Origin of the sequence: Paenarthrobacter sp. NPDC090517 (genome assembly GCF_044769165.1) — a bacterium.
Classification (GTDB): Bacteria; Actinomycetota; Actinomycetes; order Actinomycetales; family Micrococcaceae; genus Arthrobacter.
Genome location: NZ_JBIVXN010000001.1, coordinates 187812 through 213201, shown reverse-complemented (window position 1 = coordinate 213201; position 25390 = coordinate 187812). Strand labels below are relative to the sequence as shown.

The 25390-nt window shown below is 60.9% G+C and carries 25 protein-coding genes; 11 read left to right on the top strand and 14 right to left on the bottom strand.

What is annotated here, in order from left to right:
• Positions 1-12: 12 nt before the first annotated feature.
• From ACIQTW_RS00955 to ACIQTW_RS00945, 3 genes are read right to left on the bottom strand one after another with little or no spacing between them, the layout of a single operon-like run.
• The gene (locus tag ACIQTW_RS00955; protein WP_402932735.1) at positions 13-864 is read right to left on the bottom strand and encodes a transglutaminase N-terminal domain-containing protein; all 852 of its coding nucleotides are present in this window, start codon (positions 862-864) and stop codon (positions 13-15) included.
• Entirely contained in the window at positions 861-1787 is a 927-nt protein-coding gene (locus ACIQTW_RS00950) for an alpha-E domain-containing protein (protein ID WP_402932733.1), read from the bottom strand. The genes ACIQTW_RS00955 and ACIQTW_RS00950 overlap by 4 nt, the downstream gene beginning before the upstream one ends.
• Positions 1788-1842: 55 nt before the next feature.
• Complete coding sequence (locus tag ACIQTW_RS00945; RefSeq protein WP_402932730.1) at positions 1843-3399, bottom strand: circularly permuted type 2 ATP-grasp protein; 1557 nt, start codon at positions 3397-3399, stop codon at positions 1843-1845.
• A gap of 110 nt (positions 3400-3509) precedes the next feature.
• Here ACIQTW_RS00945 and ACIQTW_RS00940 point away from each other — a divergent pair, with 110 nt between their 5' ends.
• Both ACIQTW_RS00940 and pepN read left to right on the top strand, forming a co-directional pair.
• Complete coding sequence (locus tag ACIQTW_RS00940; RefSeq protein WP_402932728.1) at positions 3510-4559, top strand: YeiH family protein; 1050 nt, start codon at positions 3510-3512, stop codon at positions 4557-4559.
• Positions 4560-4563: 4 nt separating this feature from the next.
• Positions 4564-7167 carry an aminopeptidase N gene (gene pepN / locus ACIQTW_RS00935; protein WP_402932727.1) on the top strand — a complete coding sequence of 868 codons (2604 nt, stop codon included), beginning with the start codon at positions 4564-4566 and terminating at the stop codon, positions 7165-7167.
• Between the two features lie 27 nt (positions 7168-7194).
• On the opposite strand, the gene ACIQTW_RS00930 is transcribed toward pepN, so the two are convergent.
• The 5 genes from ACIQTW_RS00930 to ACIQTW_RS00910 form a co-directional block, all read right to left on the bottom strand.
• Positions 7195-8295: a biotin/lipoate A/B protein ligase family protein gene (locus tag ACIQTW_RS00930; protein ID WP_402932725.1), complete on the bottom strand. Its 1101-nt coding sequence runs from the start codon at positions 8293-8295 to the stop codon at positions 7195-7197.
• Positions 8296-8382: 87 nt separating this feature from the next.
• The gene (locus tag ACIQTW_RS00925; protein ID WP_017200906.1) at positions 8383-8640 is read right to left on the bottom strand and encodes a type B 50S ribosomal protein L31; all 258 of its coding nucleotides are present in this window, start codon (positions 8638-8640) and stop codon (positions 8383-8385) included.
• Positions 8641-8781: 141 nt separating this feature from the next.
• Positions 8782-9591 (bottom strand): TrmH family RNA methyltransferase, encoded by an 810-nt coding sequence (locus ACIQTW_RS00920; RefSeq protein ID WP_402932723.1) that lies wholly within the window; start codon positions 9589-9591, stop codon positions 8782-8784.
• 7 nt (positions 9592-9598) lie between these two features.
• Positions 9599-10384, bottom strand: a complete 786-nt coding sequence (locus ACIQTW_RS00915) for a sulfite exporter TauE/SafE family protein (RefSeq protein ID WP_402932721.1) — start codon at positions 10382-10384, stop codon at positions 9599-9601.
• A gap of 19 nt (positions 10385-10403) precedes the next feature.
• Entirely contained in the window at positions 10404-11189 is a 786-nt protein-coding gene (locus ACIQTW_RS00910; protein ID WP_402932719.1) for an ABC transporter ATP-binding protein, read from the bottom strand.
• A gap of 111 nt (positions 11190-11300) precedes the next feature.
• Here ACIQTW_RS00910 and serB point away from each other — a divergent pair, with 111 nt between their 5' ends.
• Both serB and ACIQTW_RS00900 read left to right on the top strand, forming a co-directional pair.
• Positions 11301-12194, top strand: a complete 894-nt coding sequence (serB, locus tag ACIQTW_RS00905; RefSeq protein ID WP_402932716.1) for a phosphoserine phosphatase SerB — start codon at positions 11301-11303, stop codon at positions 12192-12194.
• A 542-nt stretch (positions 12195-12736) separates the two neighbouring features.
• Positions 12737-13105: a hypothetical protein gene (locus ACIQTW_RS00900; protein WP_402932714.1), complete on the top strand. Its 369-nt coding sequence runs from the start codon at positions 12737-12739 to the stop codon at positions 13103-13105.
• 98 nt (positions 13106-13203) lie between these two features.
• Here the strand turns inward: ACIQTW_RS00900 and ACIQTW_RS00895 are convergent, their stop codons facing one another.
• From ACIQTW_RS00895 to ACIQTW_RS00885, 3 genes are all read right to left on the bottom strand, one after another.
• Positions 13204-14706, bottom strand: coding sequence for a sugar ABC transporter ATP-binding protein (locus ACIQTW_RS00895; RefSeq protein WP_402932712.1), 1503 nt, complete (start codon positions 14704-14706; stop codon positions 13204-13206).
• A gap of 321 nt (positions 14707-15027) precedes the next feature.
• Entirely contained in the window at positions 15028-15780 is a 753-nt protein-coding gene (locus ACIQTW_RS00890; RefSeq protein ID WP_402932710.1) for an SDR family oxidoreductase, read from the bottom strand.
• Positions 15781-15896: 116 nt separating this feature from the next.
• Positions 15897-16622 (bottom strand): beta-ketoacyl-ACP reductase, encoded by a 726-nt coding sequence (locus ACIQTW_RS00885; protein ID WP_363931978.1) that lies wholly within the window; start codon positions 16620-16622, stop codon positions 15897-15899.
• Between the two features lie 152 nt (positions 16623-16774).
• Between ACIQTW_RS00885 and ACIQTW_RS00880 the strand changes: the two genes are divergently transcribed.
• From ACIQTW_RS00880 to ACIQTW_RS00865, 4 genes are read left to right on the top strand one after another with little or no spacing between them, the layout of a single operon-like run.
• A complete protein-coding gene (locus ACIQTW_RS00880) occupies positions 16775-17272 on the top strand; it encodes a DUF3099 domain-containing protein (protein ID WP_402932707.1) in 498 nt (165 codons plus the stop codon).
• Positions 17269-17544, top strand: a complete 276-nt coding sequence (locus tag ACIQTW_RS00875) for a hypothetical protein (RefSeq protein ID WP_402932705.1) — start codon at positions 17269-17271, stop codon at positions 17542-17544. The genes ACIQTW_RS00880 and ACIQTW_RS00875 overlap by 4 nt, the downstream gene beginning before the upstream one ends.
• Positions 17545-18411, top strand: coding sequence for an SURF1 family protein (locus ACIQTW_RS00870; protein WP_402932702.1), 867 nt, complete (start codon positions 17545-17547; stop codon positions 18409-18411).
• A complete protein-coding gene (locus ACIQTW_RS00865) occupies positions 18395-18880 on the top strand; it encodes a YbaK/EbsC family protein (protein WP_402932699.1) in 486 nt (161 codons plus the stop codon). The genes ACIQTW_RS00870 and ACIQTW_RS00865 overlap by 17 nt, the downstream gene beginning before the upstream one ends.
• Positions 18881-18888: 8 nt before the next feature.
• On the opposite strand, the gene ACIQTW_RS00860 is transcribed toward ACIQTW_RS00865, so the two are convergent.
• Entirely contained in the window at positions 18889-20487 is a 1599-nt protein-coding gene (locus tag ACIQTW_RS00860) for an ABC-F family ATP-binding cassette domain-containing protein (RefSeq protein WP_011774803.1), read from the bottom strand.
• Positions 20488-20754: 267 nt separating this feature from the next.
• Between ACIQTW_RS00860 and ACIQTW_RS00855 the strand changes: the two genes are divergently transcribed.
• From ACIQTW_RS00855 to ACIQTW_RS00845, 3 genes are read left to right on the top strand one after another with little or no spacing between them, the layout of a single operon-like run.
• Positions 20755-21393: a biotin transporter BioY gene (locus ACIQTW_RS00855; protein WP_402932695.1), complete on the top strand. Its 639-nt coding sequence runs from the start codon at positions 20755-20757 to the stop codon at positions 21391-21393.
• Between the two features lie 18 nt (positions 21394-21411).
• Positions 21412-22149, top strand: coding sequence for an energy-coupling factor ABC transporter ATP-binding protein (locus ACIQTW_RS00850; RefSeq protein WP_402932693.1), 738 nt, complete (start codon positions 21412-21414; stop codon positions 22147-22149).
• Positions 22146-22772 carry an energy-coupling factor transporter transmembrane component T family protein gene (locus ACIQTW_RS00845; protein ID WP_402932690.1) on the top strand — a complete coding sequence of 209 codons (627 nt, stop codon included), beginning with the start codon at positions 22146-22148 and terminating at the stop codon, positions 22770-22772. The genes ACIQTW_RS00850 and ACIQTW_RS00845 overlap by 4 nt, the downstream gene beginning before the upstream one ends.
• On the opposite strand, the gene ACIQTW_RS00840 is transcribed toward ACIQTW_RS00845, so the two are convergent.
• Together ACIQTW_RS00840 and ACIQTW_RS00835 are read right to left on the bottom strand one after the other, a co-directional pair.
• Positions 22769-24022, bottom strand: a complete 1254-nt coding sequence (locus ACIQTW_RS00840) for a thiolase family protein (protein ID WP_402932687.1) — start codon at positions 24020-24022, stop codon at positions 22769-22771. The two genes, ACIQTW_RS00845 and ACIQTW_RS00840, sit on opposite strands and share 4 nt — an antisense overlap.
• Complete coding sequence (locus tag ACIQTW_RS00835; RefSeq protein ID WP_402932684.1) at positions 23994-25385, bottom strand: class I adenylate-forming enzyme family protein; 1392 nt, start codon at positions 25383-25385, stop codon at positions 23994-23996. Before ACIQTW_RS00835 ends, ACIQTW_RS00840 begins: the two co-directional genes overlap by 29 nt.
• Positions 25386-25390: the final 5 nt, after the last annotated feature.

Below are 25390 nucleotides of genomic sequence, written 5' to 3'. Positions count from 1 at the left end.
TGTAGAAAAACCTTACGCGAGGCGGGTGATCTCCACCGAAACGGAGAGCCCCGAGCCGCCTCCACCGGACAGGATCCCCTTCAGCGGGGGAACATCGCGATAGTCACGGCCCCGAGCCACGGTTACATGGTAATCACCTGCCGGCTTGTGGTTGGTGGGGTCCCAGCTGCGCCATTCGCCATCCCACCATTCCAACCAGGCGTGTGACTGGCCGGCAACAGTTTCGCCGATGTCTGCGGAGGAACGGGGGTGGATGTATCCCGAGACGTAGCGGGCAGGAATGCCGCTGCAGCGCAGGGCGCCGATGGCCAAATGGGCAAGATCCTGGCACACGCCTTGGCGCTGGGACCACGCCTGTTCGGCATTCGTTGTGACCCCGGTGGTGCCCTTCATGTAGGTCATTTCGCCGGCCATCCATGCGAATACGGCCAGCGCGGCCTCATGGGGATTCTTTCCCCTGACGATATCCGGAACGATCTCCAGGACTTCTTCACCGGGTCCGCTGAGCCGGGACTGGGGCAACCAGTCGCTGAATTCGTCCTGGACCTTGTCCGAAGCTATGACGTCCCATCCCACAATGTCATCTTCGGTTGCCACCCGTTCGGTGCGGTGCACTTCAACGGTGGCCGTCGCGAGGACCTCAAGGCTCTCATGCGGCATTTGCATATCGAACGCGGTGACCCGCGTCCCCCAGTAGTCACGGTAGTTACTTACGGAGGCCTGGTTCGGTGAGACCTTCAGTGAGGCTTCCAAGACAACTTGCTGGCCGTCAGTCAGAGGAGTCATCCGGGCCTCGTTGTAGGACAAGGTCACACGGCGGTTGTACTTGTAGGCAGTCTTGTGAACAATGCTCAGCCGGGTCATGAAACTTCTCCCACCCAGGCGTGCTCATCAGCCTGATTGAAGTACTTACGGGAAATTGCGTCCGAGGCCTGTGTTACGGCCTTTTGAACACGTTCCATATGTTCAGGCAGTTCGGACATGAGATCGTCTGTGCGGTGGAATTCAAGGAATGTCCGGGCTTGACCCACAATTCGCCGGGCGTCGTTGATGAAACCCACACGCTGCGCTGACGGATCCAACTTGGCGAGGCAATCATCGGCATCGCGCAGAGCATAGACAATGGAACGCGGGAACAACCGGTCCAGGAGCAGGAATTCTGCCGCGTGCTGGTCCCCGAACGCTGCCCTGCGGGTTCGGATGAAGGATTCATACGCTCCCGCACACCGCAGCATGTTGACCCACGACATTCCAGCGGACTGAACGTCGCGGGTGGACAACATGCGGGCTGTCATGTCGGCCCGTTCCAGGGAGCGACCGAGCACCATGAACAACCAGCTCTCGTCATGGCTGACTGTGGTGTCCGCCAGACCCCGGACCATGGCGGTCCGCTCCAAAACCCAGTTGCAGAAACGATAGGTCCCCACAACGTCCTTGCGGTGTTGGTTGAGGCCGTAGTAGGTGGTGTTAAGGCTTTCCCACAGGGATTGGGAGACAGTTTCGCGGGCGCGCCGCGCATTCTCTCGGGCTGCACCCAGTGAACCGGCAATGGAGGACGCGCTGTGCTTGTCATAGGCCAAGGCATGCAGGAGTTCGGGAAGGCCGAATTCTTCGCTCTGCGGCTTGGCCCCCATTACGGCAAGGAGCTCCCGGGCGACGCTGCGCTGTTCCTCCAAGGGCAAGTGGTTCAGGCGCTCAAGGTGCACATCCAAAATCCTTGAAGTACCGTCGGCGCGCTCTACGTAGCGTCCGATCCAGAAGAGTGACTCAGCAATGCGGCTCAGCATGGAACTGCCTCCTTCGCGTGGTGCATGTCGAAGTTCAAGTGTTGACGGAGCGCGTTCACTGCTGCTGCTCCGTTTGGCGGTCCCGCCAGTTGCTTTCCACCGGCCATACGGATACCTGCTCGCGGAGTGTGACGGATTGGCGGGGAATGACCTCGGCCGGCAGTTGCGGAGAGTCGGCCAAAACCCACGTGTCCTTGGAACCGCCGCCTTGGCTGGAGTTCACTATCAGGGACCCTTCCTTGAGCGCCACCCGGGTGAGGCCTCCCGGCAGGACCCAGACGTCGTCGCCGTCGTTTACTGCAAAAGGACGCAGGTCCACGTGGCGGGGGCCGAACTTGTCTCCGGAGAGCGTCGGCACCGTGGAGAGCTGCAGGACGGGCTGTGCGATCCATCCGCGGGGATCGGCAATGACGCGCTTGCGCAGGGCGTCGAGCTCGTCCTTCGTGGCGTCCGGCCCGATGACCAATCCCTTGCCACCTGAACCGTCCACGGGCTTGACCACCAGCTCGTCGAGACGGTCAAGAACGTGCTCCCTGGCTTCCTTTTCCTCAAGCCGGAAAGTGTCGACGTTGGCGATGATTGGCTCTTCGTGGAGGTAGTACCGGATGAGGTCAGGCACGTAACTGTACACGAGCTTGTCGTCGGCTACACCGTTACCCACAGCGTTGGCGATGGTCACTCCCCCGGCGCGTGCGGCGTTAACCAATCCGGGGCAGCCGAGCATGGAATCCGAGCGGAACTGCAGCGGATCAAGGAAGTCGTCATCGATGCGTTTGTAGATGACATCCACGCGCTGCTCACCGGCAGTGGTCCGCATATACACGCGGTTACCGCGGCAGATGAGGTCCCGGCCTTCCACCAGTTCCACGCCCATGAGCCCTGCAAGGAGGGTGTGCTCAAAGTAGGCGCTGTTGAAGACGCCCGGTGTCAGGACAACAACGGTTGGATCGTCCACGCCCGAGGGAGCCGTCTTGCGTAGTGCGGAGAGGAGCCGCCGGGGGTACTCCTCCACAGGCCGGATGTGCTGCTGGCCGAAAGCCTCAGGCAAACCCTTGGCCATGGCTCGACGGTTCTCCAAAACGTAGCTGACGCCCGAAGGAACGCGGACGTTGTCCTCCAGCACGCGGAAGGTTCCAGCCGCATCCCGGACGACGTCGATGCCCGACACATGGACACGAACACCGCCTGAGGGCTCGAAACCGTGGACCGCGCGGTGGAAATGTGCACTTGTGGTCACAAGCTGCCGCGGAATCACGCCATCCGTGACTACTGCCATGCGCCCGTAGACATCGTTCAGGAATGCTTCAAGGGCCTTGACGCGCTGGGCAACGCCACGCTCCAGTACATCCCACTCGTCGGCGGGAATGACGCGCGGGACGATGTCCAAGGGAAACGGCCGCTCCTCCCCCGCGTAGTCGAACGTGACGCCACGGTCCAGGAACGTTCGGGCCATGGAATCGGCCCGGGCGGTGACATCGGCCAAGGAAAGCTCGCGGAGAGCCCCGGAAACCTGACCATAGGATCTTCTGGCAACGTGGCCCTGGGCAAACATCTCGTCATAGGCACCACTGCGCGCGGCGGCCTCGGAGTAATCCTGAAATAGGTCAGACATGGGATTCAGGTAATCACCTTTTTGAGTCGAGCGCATTTCGCGCTGGTTGTGTGGCCGTTTCCGGGTACTCCCGGTTCGCCTTCCGTGCCCCCATCCGGCAGGGTTGAGGCATGCCCTTCAACAGTTTTGCGCCCCAGCTGTCCCGGCTGGGGCCCGGGTTGGTCCTGAGCATCGCCGCAACGGGTCTTGCCTTCGCCATTCATACTGTCTTACCGGCGGTTCCGGCCATGACACTTGCTGTTGCCTTGGGCCTGCTTTCAGCAAATATACCGGGCACGGCCGTGTTGACCGCGGGGCGCGCCCGACCAGGCCTGGACTTCGCTGGAAAGCACCTTATGCGTGCCGGAATCGTGCTTTTGGGCCTCAAAGTCAGCATCGGCGACGTCCTTGGCCTGGGTTGGCTATCCCTGCTCCTGATCAGCGGTGTCGTGCTGCTGAGCTTCGCTGGAACTTATGGGCTGGCGCGGCTGCTGCGCCTCCCCGGATCAGCTGCCCTCCTTATCGCTACTGGTTTCTCCATCTGCGGAGCCTCCGCAATCGGCGCAATGGCAGCTGTGCGCCGTATCAAGCATCAAGACACCGTGCTCCCTGTGGCGCTTGTGACACTGTGCGGCACCCTTGCAATCGGCGTCCTCCCGCTTCTTATGCACCCGTTGAACCTCAATCCTGAACAGTTCGGGGCCTGGACCGGCGCCTCAGTGCATGACGTCGGCCAGGTGGTGGCCACGGCGCAAACCGCGGGTACCTCGGCATTGGCGATCGCCGTCGTCGTGAAATTGACCCGCGTGGTCCTGCTTGCGCCTGTTGCGGCAGCAGCCGGGGTGCACCAGCGGATAATCCATGTGAAACAACACAGCAACGGGACGGGCAAGGCAGCTAATGGCGTGGACGGGCGGTTCCCGCCCATTGTCCCGCTGTTTGTGATCGGTTTCCTGTCCATGGTGGTAGTCCGCTCCCTGGGTTGGGCGCCGGCGGCGGGACTGGAGATCGCGGCGACTCTTCAGGACATCCTCTTGGCAACAGCACTGTTCGGGCTTGGTTCGGCGGTGCGGGTGCGCACCCTGATTCATACGGGAGGGCGCGCAATTCTGGTGGCGTTGGGGTCCTGGCTGCTCATCGCATCGTTGGGCCTGGGGGCCGCCTGGATCATGATTAGATAGCTGTGTGTCGAATCACAATTTGTCGCGCGATGAAGCCGCCATCCGTTCAGCCCTGATCACCACCCATAGCTACGACGTCACGCTTGATGTCCGCGACGCGGCAGATCCCGCCGTCGCCGGATACCCGAGCACCAGTACCATCACCTTCTCAGCCGACCCCGGCTCCTCCACCTTTATGGATTTCATCAGCGGCGGCGTCGAGTCTGTGCTGTTGAACGGCCGGTCTCTTGACGTCGGATTAGTGGTGGACCGGGACAGGATCATTCTGGAAGGCCTCGAGGCCGAGAACACCGTGACTGTGGCGGGGAGGGCGCTCTACAGCCGCTCCGGCGAGGGCATGCACCGCTTTGTGGATCCCGCAGACGGCGAGTGCTATCTCTACACGCAATACGAACCGGCCGACAGCCGCCGCGTCTTCGCCAACTTCGAACAGCCCGACCTCAAAGCTGAATTTACGTTCCACGTCATCGCTCCCGCTGCTTGGAAAGTCGCGTCCAACGGAGTGGAAGAGGCCCGCACGCCTGTGCCGGACGATCCCCGTGCCGCGCAATGGGATTTCGCTACCACCAAGCGAATGTCCACCTACATCACTACTGTGCTGGCCGGCCCTTACTTCAAGGCAGAAGATCACTGGGCAACAACTCTCGACGACGGAACCCGCCTTGACGTCCCGCTGGCACTTTTCTGCCGGGCCTCCTTAGCGGAGTCGTTCGATGCCGAACAACTGTTCCGGTTGACCAAGAGTGGACTGGCATTCTTTAACGAGCTCTTCGCCTACCCCTATCCGTGGGGCAAGTATGATCAGGCGTTCGTGCCCGAGTACAACCTCGGAGCCATGGAGAATCCCGGGCTGGTGACGTTCACGGAAAAGTACGTTTACGCTTCCCGCGCCACAGATGCCCAGTACCAAGCGCGAGCCAATACGCTGATGCACGAGATGGCACACATGTGGTTCGGCGACCTCGTCACCATGAACTGGTGGGATGACCTCTGGCTCAAGGAGTCGTTCGCCGACTACATGGGGACCCTTGGTGTGGACCGCGCTACGGACTGGGACACCGCATGGGTGAATTTCGCCAGCAAACGCAAAGCCTGGGCCTATGTGCAGGACCAGCTGCCCACCACCCATCCTATTGTGGCGGACATCCCGGACCTTGAGGCCGCCAAGCAGAACTTTGACGGCATAACGTATGCCAAGGGTGCTTCGGTACTGAAGCAGTTGGTGGCCTATGTCGGTTTTGATGCTTTCATCAAGGGGTCCCGTCAGTATTTTCGGGATCATGAATTTGGTAATACGTCCCTCCAGGACCTCCTGCAAGCACTTGGCGTTGCCTCGGGCCGGGACTTGGCTGACTGGGCACGCCAGTGGCTGCAGACATCCGGTATCTCCACCATTGCCGCTGAGATCGTGGAGGACGGTGGGGTCTTTGGGGCCGTGACCCTCCAGCAAGAGGCCATAGATCCCCTGACCGGGCACCAGGAACTCCGTCCACACCGTATGCGGCTGGGCTTGTATGACGCCGATCCGGCTGGTGCCTTGGTGAGGACCGAAAACATCGAGGTGGACGTTGCCGGCCCAAGTACGCTGGTAAGTGCTTTGAACGGAAAGCGCCGTCCAGCGCTGCTGCTGGTCAATGATGACGACCTGAGCTACGTCAAAGTGCGGCTGGACCCCGAGTCCGAACACACTGTAAGGACCTCCCTGGACAAAATTTCGGATCCCATGGCGCGCGCCCTTTGCTGGACCGCGCTCTGGGATTCGGCCCGGGATGGAGTTACCCCAGCGGCCCGCTACGTGTCCGCCGTCGAGCAGTTCGCGCCTGCCGAAGCGGGCATAGGTGTCCTGCTGAACGTGTTGGGCAATGCTGCCAGCGCCATCGAGCGTTATGTCCCCTCGGCGACACGCGAAGGCGTGCGAAAAGATTTCCTGGCGGTGGCCGCTGAGCAGCTGATGTCTGCTGATCCCGGCTCAGACCCGCAACTCGCGTGGGCTAGAACTGTGGCCGACGTATCCAGACACGGTGACAGCCAGTTAACCCTTCTGCGGGGAATCCTTGACGGCAGCACCGTGGTGGAGGGCCTGGCCGTGGACGCCGAACTGCGTTGGAGCCTCTGGCAGGCGCTGGCGGCCCACGGGCAAGCGACCCTGGCCGAACTGGACCGGGAGCTTGGGGCTGATACGACAGCATCGGGCAGGGAGGGGCATGCCCTGGCCTCAGCTGCCCGACCGGACGCATCAGTCAAAGCAGCTGCCTGGGATTCTGCCGTGAACAGCACGGGCCTTTCCAACGAGATCCTCAGCGCCACCATAGCCGGTTTCGTTACTGCTCCCGGAGACCTTCTGGAACGCTACGTTGAGCCCTACTTCGAGTGCCTTGAGCGTGTGTGGACCGAACGCAGCATTGAAATCGCGGGCCGGATTGTCCGTGGCCTCTTCCCCGGAGCCCAGGACCTGCCGGAAGGCGTGCGGCCAGCTGATCACGCGGTGCTGGTACGAACCGACCATTGGCTTCGTGACCACCAGAATGCTCCCCGTGCCTTGCGCCGCATCGTCATTGAGCAACGGAGCCACCTGCTGCGGGCTTTGACGGCGCAAGCGGCCGGCTGACCGCAAGGGCAAGCGACCGGAAAGAACCTAAGGAACCCGGTTCAGCCACTCCTCAGTACCGAACTTCGCGGCTACGCGCCGCCTTGCTTCGGCGAGCTCGTTGTCGGTGAGCCGGGTTTCCACAGCACCGTAACGTTCAGTAAAGACATCCTGCATGGCCTGAAGGATTGCCGAGCGTGGAAGACCTGTCTGGCGCCGCAACGGGTCCACCCGCTTCTTGGCACTCCGGGTTCCCTTGTCTGAGAGTTTCTCCTTGCCGATGCGCAGGACGTCCACCATCTTGTCTGCGTCAATGTCGTAGCTCATGGTGACGTGATGGAGCATGCCGCCGTTGGCAAGGCGCTTTTGTGCTGCGCCTCCGATCTTGCCCTGATCGGTGGCAATGTCATTCAAGGGCACATAGAAGGCGGTAATGCCCAGCTTCTCCAGTGCGGCCATTACCCAGGCATCCAGGAAGGCGTAGGAGTCAGCGAAGCTGATTCCATCGACCAGCGTTTGCGGTAGGTAGAGCGAATACGTGATGCAGTTGCCGGCTTCCATGAACATGGCGCCGCCACCACTGATGCGGCGTACCACCGTAATTCCGTGCCTGTTGACGCCTTCCGGATCCACCTCATTCCGTACCGACTGGAAGCTGCCGATGACAACGGACGGCTCTTCCCAGTCCCAGAACCGCAGCGTGGGGTTCCGCCGCCCTGCTCCGACTTCCTCCGTGAGGACCTCATCCAACGCCACGTTCACCTGCGTGGGCAGTACAGAAGGTGGAATGACTTCCCATTGGTGGTCCGCCCAGCCCGTCGCCTTGGAGAGCGCACGGCGGACCGTTACCGCCACAGCCTCGGCGGAGAACCCGAACAGTACGGCGTCCTCGCGCAATCCGGCGTTGACGGCTGCGGCGATGTCGGCCGCTGTTGAGTTCTCCTGGAGGCCGGTCAGGGCTCGGTTGATGTCTGTAAGGGCTTCATCGGGCTCCAGGAAAAAGTCACCGCTCAGCGATACCTTGGAAAACCGGCCATTAGCCACTTCCAAATCCACCACCACAAGTTTGCCGCCGGGGACTTTATATTCGCCGTGAAGGCGCGTGTCGTCGTCGTAGGTGTGCGGTTCCGGATTCGGATGGGAAGTCATGGTGTCCATCTTGCCGGAAAACGCAAAGGCCCGCATCGCCGGAAAACCAGCGATACGGACCTTTGATAAGCCTTGGGGTGAAGTGGGTTACTTCTTGCCGCCGAAGCCCTTGAAGCGAGCGTTGAAGCGCTCGACGCGGCCAGCGGAGTCCATGATGCGCTGCTTGCCCGTGTAGAACGGGTGGGACTCCGAAGAGATTTCGACGTCGATAACCGGGTAGGTGTTTCCGTCTTCCCACTCGATGGTCTTCGAGGAAGACACGGTGGACTTGGTCAGGAACTGCGTACCGGAAGCCAGGTCGTTGAAAACAACAGCTTCGTACTTCGGGTGGATATCAGACTTCATAATGGGACCTTTTGTTCGCGCAACTGGATTTTGCCAGCTGCCAGGTATGAATGGAGGTGGACCTTTGCTGCAATGCGGACATTCCAGCGGCCGGGCCAACAACCAATCATAGCCGAAACGGCCATCCCGTACGAACTCCGTTCAGTTGCGTGGGCGGAGTTCCCAAAACGCCACTGCCGAGGCCGCTGCGACGTTAAGCGAATCGACGCCTGCACGCATGGGAATCTTGACGGCGAGATCGACGGCGGTCAACGTCTCCTCGCTCATGCCTGCCCCTTCGGTTCCAAGCACCAGGGCCAGTTTGGGGATGTTCCTTGCCGCCAGATCGTCCAAGTCCAAGGCATCATCGGTCAGCTCCATGGCCGCCACTGTGAAGCCCTGTTCCTTCAGCTCGGCCAGGTCGCCCGGCCAGCTCTCCAGGCGCGCCCACGGAACCTGGAACACCGTGCCCATGCTGACGCGAACACTGCGCCTGTACAGGGGGTCCCCGCACCTTGGCGACACGAGGACCGCGTCCACTCCGAGTGCAGCGGCAGAGCGGAAGATGGCACCCACGTTGGTGTGGTCCACAATGTCCTCCAAGACGGCGATCCGCTGCGCGTTGGCCAAGAGGTCCGACAAAGGTACGGGCGCTGGCCGGTGCATTGCAGCCATGGCTCCGCGGTGCAGGTGGAACCCGGTGATTTCTTCCAGCAAGGAGGCTTTGCCAATGAAGACCGGAACATCAGGATGAGCCCGGAAGACGTCCTCGAGGTCCTCCAGCCACTTCTCAGCCAGAAAAAAGGAACGTGGCTGGTGGCCTGCAGCCAGTGCCCTACGGAGGACCTTGGAGGATTCGGCGATGTACATGCCCTCCCGGGGCTCACGCAGCTTCCTCAGGTGTACATCGGTGAGCGTGGTGTAGTCCGTCACGCGGGGATCATTGGCGGACTCAAGATAGTGGAATGTCACCGGGTGATTATTTCAGCAGGTTGGCTACCATGAAGCCCAAGGCCACCATGCCGAGGGTGAAGATCACTGCCCGGAGGACCTTGGGAGACAGCTTCCGGCCTACCTTGGAACCGACGAGTCCGCCAATGGTGGAGCTGACTGCGATGAGTAGGACAACCAGCCAGTTGATGCGGTCGAAGGCGAAGATCAGGTAAGAGATTGCCGCCACCATGTTGACGCCCAGTACCAGGATGTTCTTCATGGCATTGGCATTTTGCATGGTTCCGGTGAGGAATACCCCGAGGATGCCCACCAGGAGAATTCCCTGCGCAGCTACGAAGTAGCCGCCATACACACCGGCCAAGTACACAAGGACCACCAGCAGGAATCCGTGGCTGCGGTCCCGGATGGCGTGTTCCGGATTCTCTTCCCTGCTGCGGACCCATGCCTGCAGTTTGGGCTGGAACAGCACCATGAGGAGGGCCAGGACCAGAAGGACGGGAGCTACGTAGTGGAAGACCTTCTCCGGCAGGTGCAGCAGCAGCCATGCGCCGGTGATACCACCCAGCAAGGAGGCCGGCAGGAGTTTCATCAGCTGCCTGCCACGGCCTGCCAGTTCGCGTCGGTAGCCCCAGGCACCCGCGGCCGTGCCGGCCACGAGTCCCATCGCGTTGCTCATGGAAGCGACCACCGGGGTGACACCAAGGGCTATGAGCACGGGGAAGGTTACCAGCGTGCCGGAACCGACTACTGCGTTGATGGTGCCGGCCCACAGGCCCGCGAAAAAGACCAGGATGCTGCTAAGGATTTCCATTGTTGGCTACGCGACCCGTCTAGCGTCGGGCGGTGGCCGTGTAACGGCCACCGTTTTCCGAAACGTCCAGCGCCAGGCCGAAGGTTTTGCTGAGGTGTTCGTCCGTAAGGACTTCCTTGATGGGACCAGCAGCCACCACTCCGCCTTCGCGAAGCAGCATGGCGTGCGTGAATCCAGGCGGTACTTCCTCAAGATGATGCGTGACAAGGACCATAGCCGGAGCGGCTTCGTCGCTGGCGAGCTCACCGAGCTTGTGGACCAGTTCTTCACGCCCGCCGAGGTCAAGGCCTGCGGCAGGCTCGTCCAGCAGTAGCAGTTCAGGGTCGGTCATCAGCGCGCGGGCAATTTGGACGCGCTTGCGCTCCCCCTCGGACAGGGTGGCAAAGGTGCGGTTCAACAACGGACCCATCCCCCAGTCGTTGAGCAAGCCGAAGGCGCGGCGTTCGTCGTCGCGTTCGTATCCCTCACGCCAACGACCAGTGACGCCGTAGGCTGCCGTGACCACAACGTTCAGCACGTTCTCGTGTTCGGGAATCTGGGTAGCGAGCGCTGCCGAAGAAAGGCCGATGCGGGGGCGGAGTTCAAAGACATCAACGCGCCCCAAGGTTTCATCGAGGATCCCGGCCCTGCCGCTGCTTGGGTGCATGCGGGCGGCAGCTATCTGGAGCAGGGTGGTCTTGCCAGCGCCGTTCGGTCCCAGGATGACCCAGCGTTCGCCTTCATTGACTTCCCAGTCGACCTTGTCCAGCAGGGTCTTTTTGCCTCGGACAACGCTGACGGCAGCCAATTCCAGAACATCACTCATAGCAGTAGACACTAGGACAAAAATAGGTGTGACTGATAACCGGACATTCTGCTCGTTTACGAGGGGAAACGAATTCGGATGGACGAAGCACCCCTCAGTAGGATTGAGGCCATGACTTCGAACTTGGCTGCAGTCAGCTACGGCGTGAATTTGTCCCCCGAATCACTGGAAAATGTGCTCAAAGTGCTGGCTGACGCCGGCGCATCAGTGTCATCTGAGTCACAGGGCGGCGACGAGCGCTTCGGTGTGCACACGGCCGATCTTATGGTGGACTCCGACACGGACGCGGGCCTTTTGACAGTGAGGCGGCTGGTGGCCGAAGCTGCCGAGGCAGGGGTGGACACAGCCATTGTTCCGGGGAGCCTGCGCCAAGCCCCCCGGAAGTTCCTGATCATGGATGTGGATTCAACCCTGATCCAGCAGGAGGTCATTGAGTTGCTGGCAGCTCATGCCGGCAAACGTGAGGAAGTCGCTGCCGTCACAGAGGCTGCCATGCGCGGTGAGTTGGACTTCGCCCAGAGCTTGCACGCCCGCGTTGCCGTCCTCGCCGGGCTGCCTGCCGCCGTCGTTGATGACGTTCGCGAAGAGGTGCGCCTTAGCCTGGGTGCGGCAGAACTGGTTGCCGCGTTCAAAGAGGCAGGGCACGTGGTTGCTGTTGTCTCCGGAGGGTTCAATCAGATTTTGGGGCCCATCGCCGAAGAACTTGGTTTGGACTACTGGATTGCCAACGAGCTCGAGATCGTCGACGGCGTGTTGACCGGCAAGGTTCTCGGCGCAGTTGTCGATCGGGCCGCCAAAGAGAAGTACTTGCGTCAGTGGGCGGCTGCGGAAGGCATCAGCCTTGAGCACACCATCGCGGTGGGCGACGGCGCCAACGACCTGGACATGCTGGGTGCGGCCGGCATCGGCGTCGCCTTCAATGCCAAACCAGCAGTGCGCGCAGTGGCCGACGCCGTCATCTCGATGCCGTATCTGGACGCAGTGCGGCATATCGCCAACGTCTGAAATCAGGCGACGTCGCCTGCGCGACGTCGCTTCGCGTTATCCTGACCCGGCACCGGTGGAGTTTCTCCGCCGGTGCTTTAGTTTGCCCGGACAGGCGGGCTATTCGGGAGAAGTGCGGCAGCCGAATGAAGAGTCAACGCGAAACAGGGACACCAATTTCGTGACGCTGAATAGGCAACAATTTATCAAGTTGTCATTATTCGCTGTAATGAATAGCACTTTCGGGCTACTGCATGAATGCGATGCTTTGGTGCAGAAGTTCTTGTGTAAAGTGAAGGCTTCCATCAATATCTCCGCATAGCAGGCGGCAGTCCGGAACGAGGGAAGTGCGGGGGCAGGAAGTGAACCGTTCGGAACGCACGTGGAAATGGTGGAAACGCGGCTACGTATTCGAATCGACTGAATATGATGAGGAAATACCGGACGAGCGCTTAACACCGCTCCACGAGATTTTGACCACGAATCACTTCGACGTTCACACCACCCGAACTGCCATTTCCAAAGACACTGCGGATGACACAACAGAACAGGAACAACCCGATATGAGCACACTTGATGAAGCCATAAAGCAACTGCTGGCCATCGAAGGAGCCACCGGCGCGGCCGTGGTGGACTATTCCAGTGGCATGGCCTTGGCCCAAGGCGGAAACCCGGGCTTCGATCTCGGCGTTGCTGCCGCGGGTAACTCAAATGTGGTGAGCGCCAAGCTGCGTACCATGGCCGAGCTAAGCGTTGACAGCGACATTGAAGACATCCTGATTACGCTGGGCACCCAGTACCACCTGATAAACGTCTTGAATTCAAGCGGTTCCAAGGGACTCTTCGTCTACCTGGTACTCGACCGCACCTACGCAAACCTGGCCCTGGCCCGGCACAAGCTAAAGAACCTTGCCAAGGACATCACCATCTGATTTCCGAGGGAAGACGAAGGGGACGGTGGTGCAAGCGCCACCGTCCCCTTCGTTGTCTCACAGCAGGAATTATTCTGGTGCAGAACGAAGAAGTACCGTCAATTTCGCACGCGGCGTGCCTCGCCGCTACCGGATTCGAACTTCACACCCAGCATGTGGTGTACCAAGACGTCCTCATTGGTGTTGGCGTTGGCCTCGATAGTCACAAGTTCGCCGGCACGCATCACCCCTACCCGGTGGCACCAGCCGATCAGTTCGGACAAGTCGGAAGACAAGAGGATGATGGCAACCCCTGTTTGGCTGAGCTCGCTCAGCATTTTGTAGACCGTCTCCTTTGCGCCAATGTCGATGCCCCGGCTGGGATGGCTGAGGATCAGCACATCGCAGTCCGTGCCTGTCCATTTGGCGAGTTGTACCTTCTGCCTGTCCCCGCCGGAGAGGGTGGTGATGTTGCCGTGGATGTTAGTGGTGCTGATGCGCAGGCGTCGAATGACCTCAGTTACTCCACGGAGCTGGGAGATTTCGTCCCGAAGATTTGCCCCGCCCGCGCCCGGTTCGGGCTGAAGGCCGTCAACGATGCTGCCCGCATCATCACTATCCTCCGTGGCATCGGACAAGTAGCCTATTTTTAAGCGGGAGGCATCCTGGACCCCCCGGATCTGAACCGGTTGACCGTGCAAAAGGATGTGCCCGGAGGTGCTGGGGCGGACTCCCGCAAGCGCTTCGACCAACTCGTAGACACCTGACCGATGTGTTCCGACCAAGCCAAAAATCTCGCCTTTGGACACGCTGAAGGTGACCTCCCGAACCTTGTCTTCCATGCTGAGGTTCACCACCCGCAGGGCTTCATCACCCACGGCCGGGTCAGTGGGCCTGGCGCCACCTTCAAGTTCCTGCTGCAGCAAAAGATAGGCCAGTTCGTCGACGTCGGTATGGCTGGCTTCCAATATCTTGTGCACACGGCCTTCCCGGAGCACGGCAATACGGTGTGCAATGGATCGGACCTCATCCAGTCGATGCGTGATGTAGATGATGGCGCGGCCTTGCCTGACCAGCATTCGCAACACCTGATGCAGCACAGCGACATCGTGGTCCGGCAGGGAAGCGGCAACCTCGTCCATAATGACCAACTGGGCCTCTTCGGCAACCATCCGCAGCACTTCCACAAGGGCCTGCTCAGCACGAATCAGCGTTCCGACCTTCATGTCGGGGTCCAAGCTGATGCCGATGTCCCGGATTAACTTGCTTGCCTGATCACGGAGCTCGTCATGGGTCTTATCTGCTTGGAAGGTACCTCGAAAAATGGCCCTTGCAATGGTTAGTTGGGGATCGATCCGGAAGTTCTGAGGAATGAGACCGACCCCGCAGGCCTGCGCTTCCTCTATGGAGTCCGGACCATACTTTTCTCCGGCCAGCGTCATCGTTCCGGTGTCATGCCTGTGGGATCCGGCCAGTACGCCCATCAGGGTGGTCTTTCCCGCGCCATTGGTTCCTATCAACCCCAGTATCTCGCCGCGTTGTACCGAGAGTTCGACGCCTTTAAGGATGCGCCGATGATCGTACGACGCATGTATATCATCAGCGTGCAATAACAGGTCCAAAGAAAGCTCCTAAAACAAAGGGACAGTAGCCGTCCCCGTGAGTCAACCGCGAAGCTTCCACCTGTCGCCCGAGTGGGTGATTTAGCATAAAGTCCCCATCTGGGTTTATGCGTCTGCTTACAAACAAGGACGAGGGCGCCTTGGAGAGTTAATCAGAAAAGTCCAATTAAAGCAAAGCAAAAACGGCGAAACACGAATCAGTAATTCGTGACGCGAGAATTTGAACAATTTATTGAAGTGTTATGTACCGAGAGTGCTGGCTGATTAAACAGCAGCGGCCCGGGACGCTGGTCCCGGGCCGCTGCTGATTTGCTGTGCTGGTTACTCGGCAGTCTTGCCGAAGTAGTCTGCGCCACCCACATACTCGGTATGGCCGGATTCCACATCGGCGGTCGCCATCTTGGCAACCTCGGCCGCAAACTCCTGTACGGAGTACAGCTTGCCTGCTTCCGCGCGGCGGGCTTCAATGGCTCCCGGGTTGGAGCGATCCAGCAAGGTGGCCGTCACGGTGCCCTCGATCATGTCGCCGGATACGACCACCAGTGAGATGCCCTTGTCTGCGAGGTTGGGCAGGAGGGCGCGCAGGGCGTCCTCACCAGCGCGCTTGCTCTTGGCAACGGGCTCGTACTCGGGCATGGTGGGCACGGTTTCAACAAAGTGCGCCTGATGGCTGGTGACAAAAACCACGCGCGAGCCCTCGGGCATGAGCGGAACGGCTGCGTTGAGCATATTCACCTGGGCATCGCGGTTCAGCTTGAGTGCATACCCTTCCTCCATGCCCGATTCCATACCGCCGGAGGCGTTGAGTACCAGGATATCGAGGGAGCCGAACTCCTCCATGGCTGTGCTTGCCAGTGCGTGTACACCCTCATCAGTGGTGAGGTCTGCTCCTACAGCAGCGGCGCGGCCGCCTGCTGCCTGGATCTCTGTCACTACCTTGTTGGCACGTGGCGCCTTCTGACGGTAGTTGACGACGACGGCGGCACCCTCGCCTGCGAGGATCTTGGCAACTTCGGCGCCGATTCCCCGGGAAGACCCCGTGACGATGGCGGTCTTGTTATCCAGCGTTCCCATTCGTGCTCCTTTTGTTCACTTCATCCAAATTCCGTGGGCTCGGTTTCCATCATGCCAGCGGCAGGAAGGAAATCCGTTGTTGGCCTCGGACAAAAACAGCCGTGCAGGCTAGTTTCCTAGTGGCCCATCCCGAGGCCGCCATCAACCGGGATCACGGCGCCGGAGATGTACGCGGCTTCGTCGCTCGCAACCCAGCGCACCACGTCGGCTACTTCGGAGGCCTCGGCAAAGCGTCCCGCCGGAACATTGGCCAAGTAGGACTTCTGGGTTTCTTCGGGCAGTTCGGCCGTCATGTCGGTATTGATGAAACCAGGCGCTACAACATTCGCGGTGATGCCTCGGCTCCCGAGTTCACGGGTCAGGGAACGTGCAATGCCGACCATTCCGGCCTTGGATGCGGAATAGTTGATTTGACCAGGCGCGCCGTAGAGGCCCGACACCGAGGAAATCAGTACAACGCGCCCCTTCCGCAGGCGGATCATGCCCTTGGACGCCCTCTTGATGACACGGAAGGCCCCGGTCAGGTTGGTGTCGAGAACTGACGTGAAGTCGTCCTCGCTCATTCGGAGGAGCAGCGTGTCCTTGGTGATGCCTGCGTTGGCTACCAGCACCTCCACAGGTCCGTGCGCCTCTTCGACGACCTTGAAGGCGGCGTCGATTGATGCCTCGTCCGTGACGTCGGCTTTGACGCCCAGGATGCCCTCAGGCAGTTCTGTTTCACTGCGGTACGTGACAGCTACCTTGTCACCGTTGGCAAGGAACGATTCGGCGATGGCGAGGCCGATGCCCCGATTGCCGCCGGTAATGAGGACACTGCGGCCGGTGGATACTGCTTCAGACATGCTTTAGCTCCAGTTCCGCGGCATTCGTTTGCCGCTGTGAAGGGGGATTTTCCTGTTTCGATCCTATCCGCAGCCCGCTGCAACCCGCGGGTAACCGGCAACCAGCGCGGTTTGGGCCGGTACAGCCTTGGTGAGAGAATTGAGAGAAGCCTTTGGAGCGTGATGATTCAGTTGTGACACGAGAAGACAGTCCCCTGCAGGGAGTGCCCGGGGAACCGGACGCTGTTTCCAGTGACCCCGAAGTCCACAGCATCACAGATGCCGCTGCCGCGCACTCCGAAGACATGCGTGATCGCATGATCAAATATGCGGTGGCCATGGGTATCCGCATGGTCTGCATCATCCTGATTTTTGTGGTTGACGGCTGGTTCAAAATCATTGCCATCGCTGGTGCCGTGTTCCTTCCTTGGATCGCTGTGGTCATAGCCAATGGCAACGACAAAGCGGAGGACCACAGTGAGTCCCTGCTGGACTACGTGGCAGTTCCTGAGATCGAACGTTCCCCGGAGCCGGAAGAAGCTCCTGCGGACGCGCCAACAGTGCTTCAAGGAGAACTGGTGGATGACGAACCACCGAGCAAACAAGCGGGCCCCGCAATGGGCCATGCAAGCGAGGCCGGGTATCCCGGCGACGAACGGGCGGCTTCATGAATATCTTTAATCTTGGCGGTCCGGGTGCGGCCGGCCAGGAGTCCGAACGTGCCACGGGTCCGGCTTTGTGCTCCCGGAAAGGCTGCAGAGCCGGCGCCCAGTGGCAACTCCTGTGGAATAATCCCCGCATCCACACGCCGGATCGACGCAAGGTGTGGCTATCGTGCGGCGACCACCGGGACTGGCTGGAGGACTACCTGCAGACGCGTGGCCTCTGGAAAGAAACTGTGCCGTTCACGGCCAGTCAAGAAGCAGCAAATGAGGCCGGCTGAATGTATCGTTTCCTCTTCTCCAGCAAGTGGCTGGGATACTTCGTGCTGGCTGTTATCTTCGCCACGGCCTGCGTTTTCCTGGGCCGTTGGCAAATGGACCGCAGGGCTGAAACGCTGGCCGAGATCAATCGCGTGGTGAGCAATTACTCTGCAACTCCCATCCCCTACGCGGAAATTAAGGAACAGTTCGACGCCCTGGACCCAGAGCGGGAATGGACCCAGGTTGAATTGCGTGGAAGCTACGACGTCGATGGTCAGCGGGTTGTGCGCAACCGGCCGCTGAACGGCCAGCCCGGTTACGACGTCGTGGTTCCTTTTCGGCTGACGACAGGCGAAGCAGTGGTTATTGACAGGGGTTGGTTGCCGATCGGCAACAACACCCCGGGCCGTCCTGACGTCGTTCCCGCTCCACCCACCGGCGAGGTCACGGTAGTGGCGCGGCTTAAGCCCGCCGAACCCAAGCTGGACCGCGGCGCGGTGGACGGTCAGTTGGCCTCCATTGACCTCGCCGGCTTTGCCGGGGAACTACCCTATCCCATCGCCACGGGGGCGTACGGGCAGCTCGCCAACGAAGATCCCGCTGTGCAGCCAATGCCCACTCCCTTCCCCAAACCTGCCACCGAAGAAGGAACACACCTTTCCTACTCATTGCAGTGGTTCGCTTTTGGCGTCTTGATGTTTATCGGGTTCGGTTACGCAGCGCGGCAACAAGCCCGGAACGCGGCCATCGATGCTGAAGAGGAAGAAGATGAACAAATCCTCGCCGCCGGTGGCACCCCCAGGAAGCGAACCCCTGCTCCCCGTAAAAACAGGCGGCCCACGGCCGAAGAAGAGGAAGACGCCATCCTGGATGCCCAAGGCTACTGATTCAATCCCTGGTGCCGTGCTGAACGTTAAGTCGGCGCTGACCACCGCCGGCGCTCAGGACACGGTTCGGATTTTCGAGGACAAAGTCCCGACGGCGGCCACCGCTGCGTCGGTCCTGGGATGCGAGGTGGCCGCGATCACTAACAGCCTGATCTTCGAGCTCGACGGCGCACCTTTGCTCATCCTTGCCAGTGGAGCAGCGAGGGTGGATACGGGGCTCGTGGCGGATCAGCTGGGGACCGGCAGGATACGCCGCGCAAAGCCCGACTTCGTGCTGGAACACACCGGCCAGGAAGTGGGAGGAGTCGCGCCAGTGGGGCATCCCCGGAAGATCAGGACACTCCTGGACGTCTCACTCCAAGTGCATCCTGTCCTTTGGGCCGGCGCCGGAGACCACAATTCCATGTTCTCCATCAGCTACGAAGAACTGGCGCGCATCACCGGCGCCGAACCCCTGCAGGTCCGTTAGGCAAACCCTTACGCGAGGGTAATAAGATCCAGGTAGTCTTCGTTCCAGTGGTCTTCGACACCGTCCGGGAGCAATACAACGCGCTCCGGGTTCAACGCTGACACAGCACCTTCGTCGTGACTGACCATGACGACGGCACCACTGTAGTTCTTGAGCGCACCCAGGATTTCGGCGCGGCTGGCGGGATCCAGGTTGTTGGTGGGCTCATCAAGGAGCAGCACATTCGCGCTGGAGGCCACGATTGTGGCCAAGGCCAAACGGGTCTTCTCACCGCCGGAAAGGACGCCTGCGGGCTTGTCGACGTCGTCACCGGAGAACAGGAACGAACCCAGGATGCCGCGGACTTCGGCGTCTTTCATGTCCGGAGCTGAAGACCGCATATTCTCCAAGACCGTGCGGTCGACGTCGAGCGTCTCATGCTCCTGTGCGTAGTAGCCCACCTTGAGGCCGTGCCCGGGGATGATGTCGCCAGTGTCAGGTTTATCGACACCGGCCAGCATGCGCAAAAGGGTGGTCTTGCCGGCACCATTGAGGCCAAGGATGACCACCTTGGAGCCGCGATCAATTGCCAGGTCCACATCCGTGAAAATTTCCAACGAGCCATAGGACTTGCTCAGGCCCTCCGCGGTCAGGGGAGTCTTGCCGCACGGAGAAGGATCCGGGAAACGCAATGCTGCCACGCGGTCGTTCTCGCGCACGGCCTCCAACCCACTCAGGAGCCTCTCAGCGCGCTTGGCCATGTTCTGGGCCGCCACGGCCTTGGTGGCCTTGGCGCGCATCTTGTTGGCTTGGTCAATAAGGACCTGAGCCTTCTTTTCGGCATTGGCGCGTTCGCGCTTCCGGGCGCGCTCATCCGTTTCGCGCTGGAGCAAGTAGCGCTTCCAGTCCATGTTGTAGAAGTCGATCTGGGCGCGGTTGGCATCCAACAGGAATACCTTGTTCACCGTTGCTTCCAGCAGGTCCGTGTCGTGACTGATCACGATCAAGCCGCCCTGGTGGTTCTTCAGGAAGTCGCGCAGCCACGTAATGGAGTCGGCGTCAAGGTGGTTGGTGGGCTCGTCGAGGAGCAGGGTTTCCGCGTCCGAGTAAAGGATGCGCGCCAACTCGACACGGCGCCGCTGGCCACCTGAGAGAGTCTTCAACGGTTGGTTGAGGAGCCGATCCGGCAGCGCGAGATTGGAGGAGATCGCAGCGGCTTCGGCTTCCGCAGCGTAACCGCCACCGGAGAGGAATTCAGCTTCGAGGCGGTCATAGCGGTTCATGGCTTTGCGCTGCACAGCCGCATCGTCGCTTGCCATGTCCTCGTGGGCCTTCTTAAGTTTGCCCACCACAACGTCCAAGCCGCGGGCGGACAGGATGCGGTCGCGGGCGAGCTGCTCCATGTCCGGCGTCCGCGGGTCCTGCGGCAAGTAGCCGATCTCACCGCTCCGGGTGACTTTGCCCCCCGCGGGAAGGCCCTCGCCGGCAAGGACCCGGGTGAGGGTTGTCTTGCCGGCGCCGTTACGTCCGACGAGACCAATCTTGTCCCCTTTGTCCACCCTGAAGTTGACCTGGTCCATGAGCAGGCGTGCGCCGGCGCGGAGTTCGAGGTCCTGGACGGTAATCAATTCGGGTGATGCCTTTCAATGGGGAACGCTCGCGGGGACCGGTGGGTCCGATAAGTGCGGCGGGGTGTGGCCGTGAGAACAGCCTGTTCAAGTCTACCGGTACCCTGGCCGCTGGTTGACATTGGGCTCCAAAGACAAAACTGTGCCAACGGCCAAACAATTCCCGGAAGGCTTTGTGGGAAGGCTCCAAAATCCCGGTCTGCTTCCGACCGTACCCTCGACATCAGGGGAAACAACTTTCATTGCACCGCACCCGATAGGACCGTCATGAGCCAGACCCAACCTGAGACTGCTGCCACCGATAAGGCAGCGGCCCAGCGCACCGCCTCCTCCCGCAAACGCTGGACCGCCACCGACCTCGGCCTCATCGCCGTTTTCGCTGCCCTCGTCGCCGCTTCCGCGATCGTCCCCGGTATCCCGGTAGGCGCGCTAGGTGTTCCCATCACCTTGGTGACCCTGACAGTGATGCTCAGCGGGTTGGTGCTGGGCGCCGGGCGCGGTTTCGCCGCCGTCGGGCTTTATGTGTTGCTCGGCTTCGCCGGGCTGCCGATCTTCAGCGGCGGCCGCAGCGGACTGGGGATTCTCGCGACGCCCTCCGCCGGTTACATCATTGCGTTCCCCTTGGCCGCAGCGGCGACAGGCTACCTTGCAGGGGTGGTCATCCGTCGGACGGTCAAGTTCCGTGCGCTGTGGCTCTTCGCCGGGGCAATGGTAAGCAGCATCGTGGTCATCCACGCGCTGGGCATCCTTGGAATGATGGTCAATGCCAAATTGGACTTCCCCAAGGCTTTCCTCGCAGACCTCCCCTTCGTCCCAGGTGACATCCTCAAGAACATCCTGGCTGTGATCATCGCCATGGCCATTCACAAGGCGTTCCCGGACGTCCTGGTGCGTCGGGTCAAGTAAAGCAGGAACAATCAGTAGATGAACTCCATCAGCTTCAGCAATGTCTCGGTGCGCGTCCCGGTTGATGGCAGCGACGAGCCCAAGGCCCTCCTGCGCGACATTTTCCTGGACCTGACCGAGCGCAGGATCGGGGTGATCGGCGCTAACGGATCCGGGAAATCCACCCTTCTCCGTCTCGTGAACGGTTTGGTTGAACCGAGCGCTGGAACTGTTGTGGTCCACGGTGATGACACAGTTGCCCACGTCAGACGCGTCCGCCGCAATGTGGGTTTCGTCTTTACCGATCCCCTGTCCCAGTTAGTGATGCCTACGGGTCGGGAAGATGTTGAACTTTCCCTGCGCCGTTCCATCAAGAACTCCAGGGAGCGGGCAGCGCGGGCAGAAGCAGTCCTGGATCGTTTTGGCTTACTGCACCTTGCCGATCAAAGCATCTACGAACTTTCCGGTGGTGAAAGGCAGTTGTTGGCACTGGCGGCAGTCCTGGCCGTTGATCCAGCTGTCCTGGTCCTTGACGAACCGTCCACCCTCCTGGACCTCCGGAACCGTGAACTCCTGCGTCGTACCGTAGCCGAACTGGACCAGCAGGTGATCATGTCCACGCACGATCTTGACCTCGCGCTCGACATGGACCGGGTGCTGGTGGTGGAGTCCGGACGAATTGTGTTCGACGGCGGTGCTTCCGATGGCGTCGCACGTTACCGTGCGCTGTGCGCGGCTGCCCTGCCCAGCGGCCCCCTAGGCGATGTGTCGACGTGAGGGGCCATGGATTCCTGATTGCGAATTACGTTCGCGGAAACTCGATCATCCACCGTACTCCCCTGTGGTTGAAATTCCTTGTGGTTGCCGCCTGCGGAACGGCGTCTTTCCTGATTGTGGATTGGACCGTTTCCCTTGTGGTCTTTGCCATCATGTGCGGCATGTTCATCCTCACCGGAGCTGGACTACGGAGACTTCTGAGGGCCATCTGGATGGTGGCGCCCATCCTGCTGGTCATCGGCCTCTTCCAGTGGTGGCAGCTCGGCGGACCCACTGCCGCTCGCATCGTGCTGAACGTGCTTGTTTGTGTGGTGGCAGCATCCGTATTGACAGCCACCACCCCCGTGCAGAAGCTGCTGGACGGCGTGGCTGCACTGGCAAAACCGTTCAGGCGTTTCGGCGCCGATCCTGAACGATTCGCTTTGACCATCGCAGTAATGCTCAGGAGCATTCCGTTCATTGCGGGCACTTTCTCTGACGTACGGGACTCCGCGCGGGCACGTGGGCTTGAACGCAATCCCCGAGCACTGATCCTCCCCGTCTTCATCACTACTGTGGCGTACGCCCGTCAAACCGGCGACGCGTTGGCAGCCCGCGGGCTGGGCGAACCGGAAAGGGACTAAAGCCTGGTGTACTGCACCAGAGCTGCGGTTCCCATGCCGCCTGCAATGCTGATCATTGCCAACGCCAACGGACTCTCTCCATCCGTTGCATATCGGCTGCGTGCCTGGGCCATCAACCGCGTCACCAAGACCGCTCCCGAGGCGCCGTAGCCGTGGCCCAAAGCCAAGGCTCCGCCGTCGAGGTTGGCGCGCTCAGGATCTACGCCTAAATAATCCAGGCACGCAATGGTTTGGGAGGCGAACGCTTCGTTGAACTCAATCAGATCAAGGTCTCCTGCGGCCACCTCGTGGCGGTTCAGGAGCCGTTCGGCGGCCTGGGCGGCTCCGATACCAAGGACTTCCGGCTCAACGCCAGCGGTGTCACTCCCCAGTACCAGCAATCCGTCCACGACTCCCATTTCGCGGGCCCGCTCGAGTGACGTTACGACCACAGCGGAGGCTGCGTCTGCATCGAAGCAGGAGTTTGCCGCTGTGACCGTTCCACCCGGTACGAACGCAGCAGGGAACCTCGACATCAGCGAAGCCCTCAGGGTAGCCCGGGGGCCGTCATCGGAATCGACCAGTTTTTCGTTGCTCTTGAGCGGAACGATTTCATCTGCAAAGGAGCCCGCGCTTGCCGCCTCAACCGCGCGCCGATGGCTCCGGAGTGCATACTCATCCTGCCTCTCCCGGGCCACGCCAAACGCGCGGGCCACGTTCTCCGCAGCAACACCCATGTCAGGGTCACCGAACTGTGGAGGCACAAAGCTGGCCCTCGAGTAAAACTCGAGTTCGCCGTCGTCGGTTCTGTTGGCCCGCGCCGGTGCGGTACTGATGCTCTCAACGCCGCCGGCAAGATACAGCGGATTACCCCCGGCAGTCACGAGCCGTGATGCCAGCACGATGGCGTCCAGGCCTGAACCGCACTGCCGGTCAACGGTAAGGCCCGGTACGGTGACAGGTAATCCTGCCTGGAGTGAAGCGAACCGGGCCACATTCCCTCCCCCGCCCACGGCGTTTCCGATGATGACATCATCCACATCCGCAGGGTCCGCATCTAATTTCTGCAGTAGGGCACCGAGCACGGGTGCCAGGAGATCCGGCGCGCGGAGGTGCTTCAGTTGCCCGTTGGCACGACAAATCGGAGACCGGAGCGCGGCGATGATTACGGGTTGCCGGGATTCGGTGGATCCGTGTGGCAACACTTCGACGCCAGGCTTGCCGCTACCCAAGGGCTTGCCGCTACCCAAGGGGCTGTGCCCGGGGGTCATGATTTTTGATCCAGTCCAGCAGGACTTTCCTGCTGACCTTGCCCCGGTCCGTCATGGGCAACTCCGCCAATAAGTAGTACTGCAACGGCCATTTATCGCGTGCCAGCAGACCATCCAGGCCCGTGCGCAGCTGCGTGGCGGTGACCGCTCCGTACGCAGGCACGACGCCGGCAATCACCTTTTGGCCGCGGATATCGTCAGGTGCCCCGGCGGCAATCGCAACGTCCACACCGGGCACGGAGGCAACTGCAAGCTCGACCTCGTGCGGATAGACGTTCTTTCCAGAGGTGATGATCATGTCCGAGCGGCGGCCGAGAATGTGAAGGGTTCCGTTTTCCAGGAAGCCTTGATCCCCCACGGTGTACCAACCGTCAAGGCACCGCAGGGCTTGACCATCGTCTCCCCAGAGGTAGCCATTGCTGACCATTCCGCTGCGGACGCTGATATTTCCGTGTTCGCCGTCCGGCAGGGGCTTGCCAGTGTCATCGAGGATGCTCAATTCAACACCCGGGAAAGGCATGCCAATGCCGGTGCCACCCATGTCCAGTGGTTCACCAGCGGCCAGGCGTGTGCCGGAAACAAAGCTCAACTCGGAGGCGCCGTAGTACTCGTAGATGGCGGCTCGCGGCGCCCACCGCCGAGCTGCCTCCAAGGTCCGGGCGTCCAACTTGGAACCAGCGCAAATGATGCTGCGGATGCCGGAAGCATCGACGTCGCCGGCGAGTCCACGTTCGCTAAGCAGACGCAATGCAGTGGGTGCCAGGACCAGCCGGGTGATGCCGTCGTGACTGATGGCAGCATGGGCGTCGCCGACGTCGAATGACTCAAGCGTGTGGAACGCGGCCCCGGCGTAGAGGCATTCCGAGAGTGCATACAGGTTCAGGCTGGCTGACAGGGGCCCCGGCGCAAGGGTGCAATCATCCTGCGAAAGGCCAAAAAATTCGATGGAGGCTTCGAACGACACTTGCCAGGAACGGCGTGACCTGGTGAACGCTTTGGGAACCGAAGTGGTGCCGGACGTGAGGCCTATGAGGAAGGTACTTGACGGGTCTCCGTCTACCAGCCCGGCATCACTGGAGGTGGTGGTCCCGGTAACGCGTGATGAGACTTCCTCGATCATGGGAAGCGGCCATTCGGGATCCAGCACCGCGCAGCGACGCTCCCCCGCCACCGCAGCCGCGTAGCGCTCAACAAATCGAACGGAGTTGGGTTCGGCAAGAACAGTAGTGGCAGTCGCGTTGACCAGCAGCCCTGCTGCAGCATCGCGAAGTCCCGCCCAGGTGAGCCGGCTGCTGCCCACAACGACGGCGGTGTCGTGGGGGCGCTCTTCGGCCCAGAGCTGAAGTTTGTCCAGGAAAGGCATCCACA

Bases quoted from the DNA above. Each gene is read 5' to 3' on its own strand.
- ACIQTW_RS00955 (WP_402932735.1), bottom strand. From the start codon at position 864: ATGACCCGGCTGAGCATTGTTCACAAGACTGCCTACAAGTACAACCGC.
- ACIQTW_RS00890 (WP_402932710.1), bottom strand. From the start codon at position 15,780: ATGGGAACGCTGGATAACAAGACCGCCATCGTCACGGGGTCTTCCCGG.
- ACIQTW_RS00865 (WP_402932699.1), top strand. From the start codon at position 18,395: ATGCCCAAGGCTACTGATTCAATCCCTGGTGCCGTGCTGAACGTTAAG.
- ACIQTW_RS00855 (WP_402932695.1), top strand. From the start codon at position 20,755: ATGAGCCAGACCCAACCTGAGACTGCTGCCACCGATAAGGCAGCGGCC.
- ACIQTW_RS00835 (WP_402932684.1), bottom strand. From the start codon at position 25,385: ATGCCTTTCCTGGACAAACTTCAGCTCTGGGCCGAAGAGCGCCCCCAC.
- ACIQTW_RS00875 (WP_402932705.1), top strand. From the start codon at position 17,269: ATGAATATCTTTAATCTTGGCGGTCCGGGTGCGGCCGGCCAGGAGTCC.
- serB (WP_402932716.1), top strand. From the start codon at position 11,301: ATGACTTCGAACTTGGCTGCAGTCAGCTACGGCGTGAATTTGTCCCCC.
- ACIQTW_RS00940 (WP_402932728.1), top strand. From the start codon at position 3,510: ATGCCCTTCAACAGTTTTGCGCCCCAGCTGTCCCGGCTGGGGCCCGGG.
- ACIQTW_RS00950 (WP_402932733.1), bottom strand. From the start codon at position 1,787: ATGCTGAGCCGCATTGCTGAGTCACTCTTCTGGATCGGACGCTACGTA.
- ACIQTW_RS00900 (WP_402932714.1), top strand. From the start codon at position 12,737: ATGAGCACACTTGATGAAGCCATAAAGCAACTGCTGGCCATCGAAGGA.
- ACIQTW_RS00925 (WP_017200906.1), bottom strand. From the start codon at position 8,640: ATGAAGTCTGATATCCACCCGAAGTACGAAGCTGTTGTTTTCAACGAC.
- ACIQTW_RS00915 (WP_402932721.1), bottom strand. From the start codon at position 10,384: ATGGAAATCCTTAGCAGCATCCTGGTCTTTTTCGCGGGCCTGTGGGCC.
- ACIQTW_RS00840 (WP_402932687.1), bottom strand. From the start codon at position 24,022: ATGACCCCCGGGCACAGCCCCTTGGGTAGCGGCAAGCCCTTGGGTAGC.
- ACIQTW_RS00945 (WP_402932730.1), bottom strand. From the start codon at position 3,399: ATGTCTGACCTATTTCAGGATTACTCCGAGGCCGCCGCGCGCAGTGGT.
- ACIQTW_RS00930 (WP_402932725.1), bottom strand. From the start codon at position 8,295: ATGACTTCCCATCCGAATCCGGAACCGCACACCTACGACGACGACACG.
- ACIQTW_RS00885 (WP_363931978.1), bottom strand. From the start codon at position 16,622: ATGTCTGAAGCAGTATCCACCGGCCGCAGTGTCCTCATTACCGGCGGC.
- ACIQTW_RS00910 (WP_402932719.1), bottom strand. From the start codon at position 11,189: ATGAGTGATGTTCTGGAATTGGCTGCCGTCAGCGTTGTCCGAGGCAAA.
- ACIQTW_RS00870 (WP_402932702.1), top strand. From the start codon at position 17,545: ATGTATCGTTTCCTCTTCTCCAGCAAGTGGCTGGGATACTTCGTGCTG.
- ACIQTW_RS00850 (WP_402932693.1), top strand. From the start codon at position 21,412: ATGAACTCCATCAGCTTCAGCAATGTCTCGGTGCGCGTCCCGGTTGAT.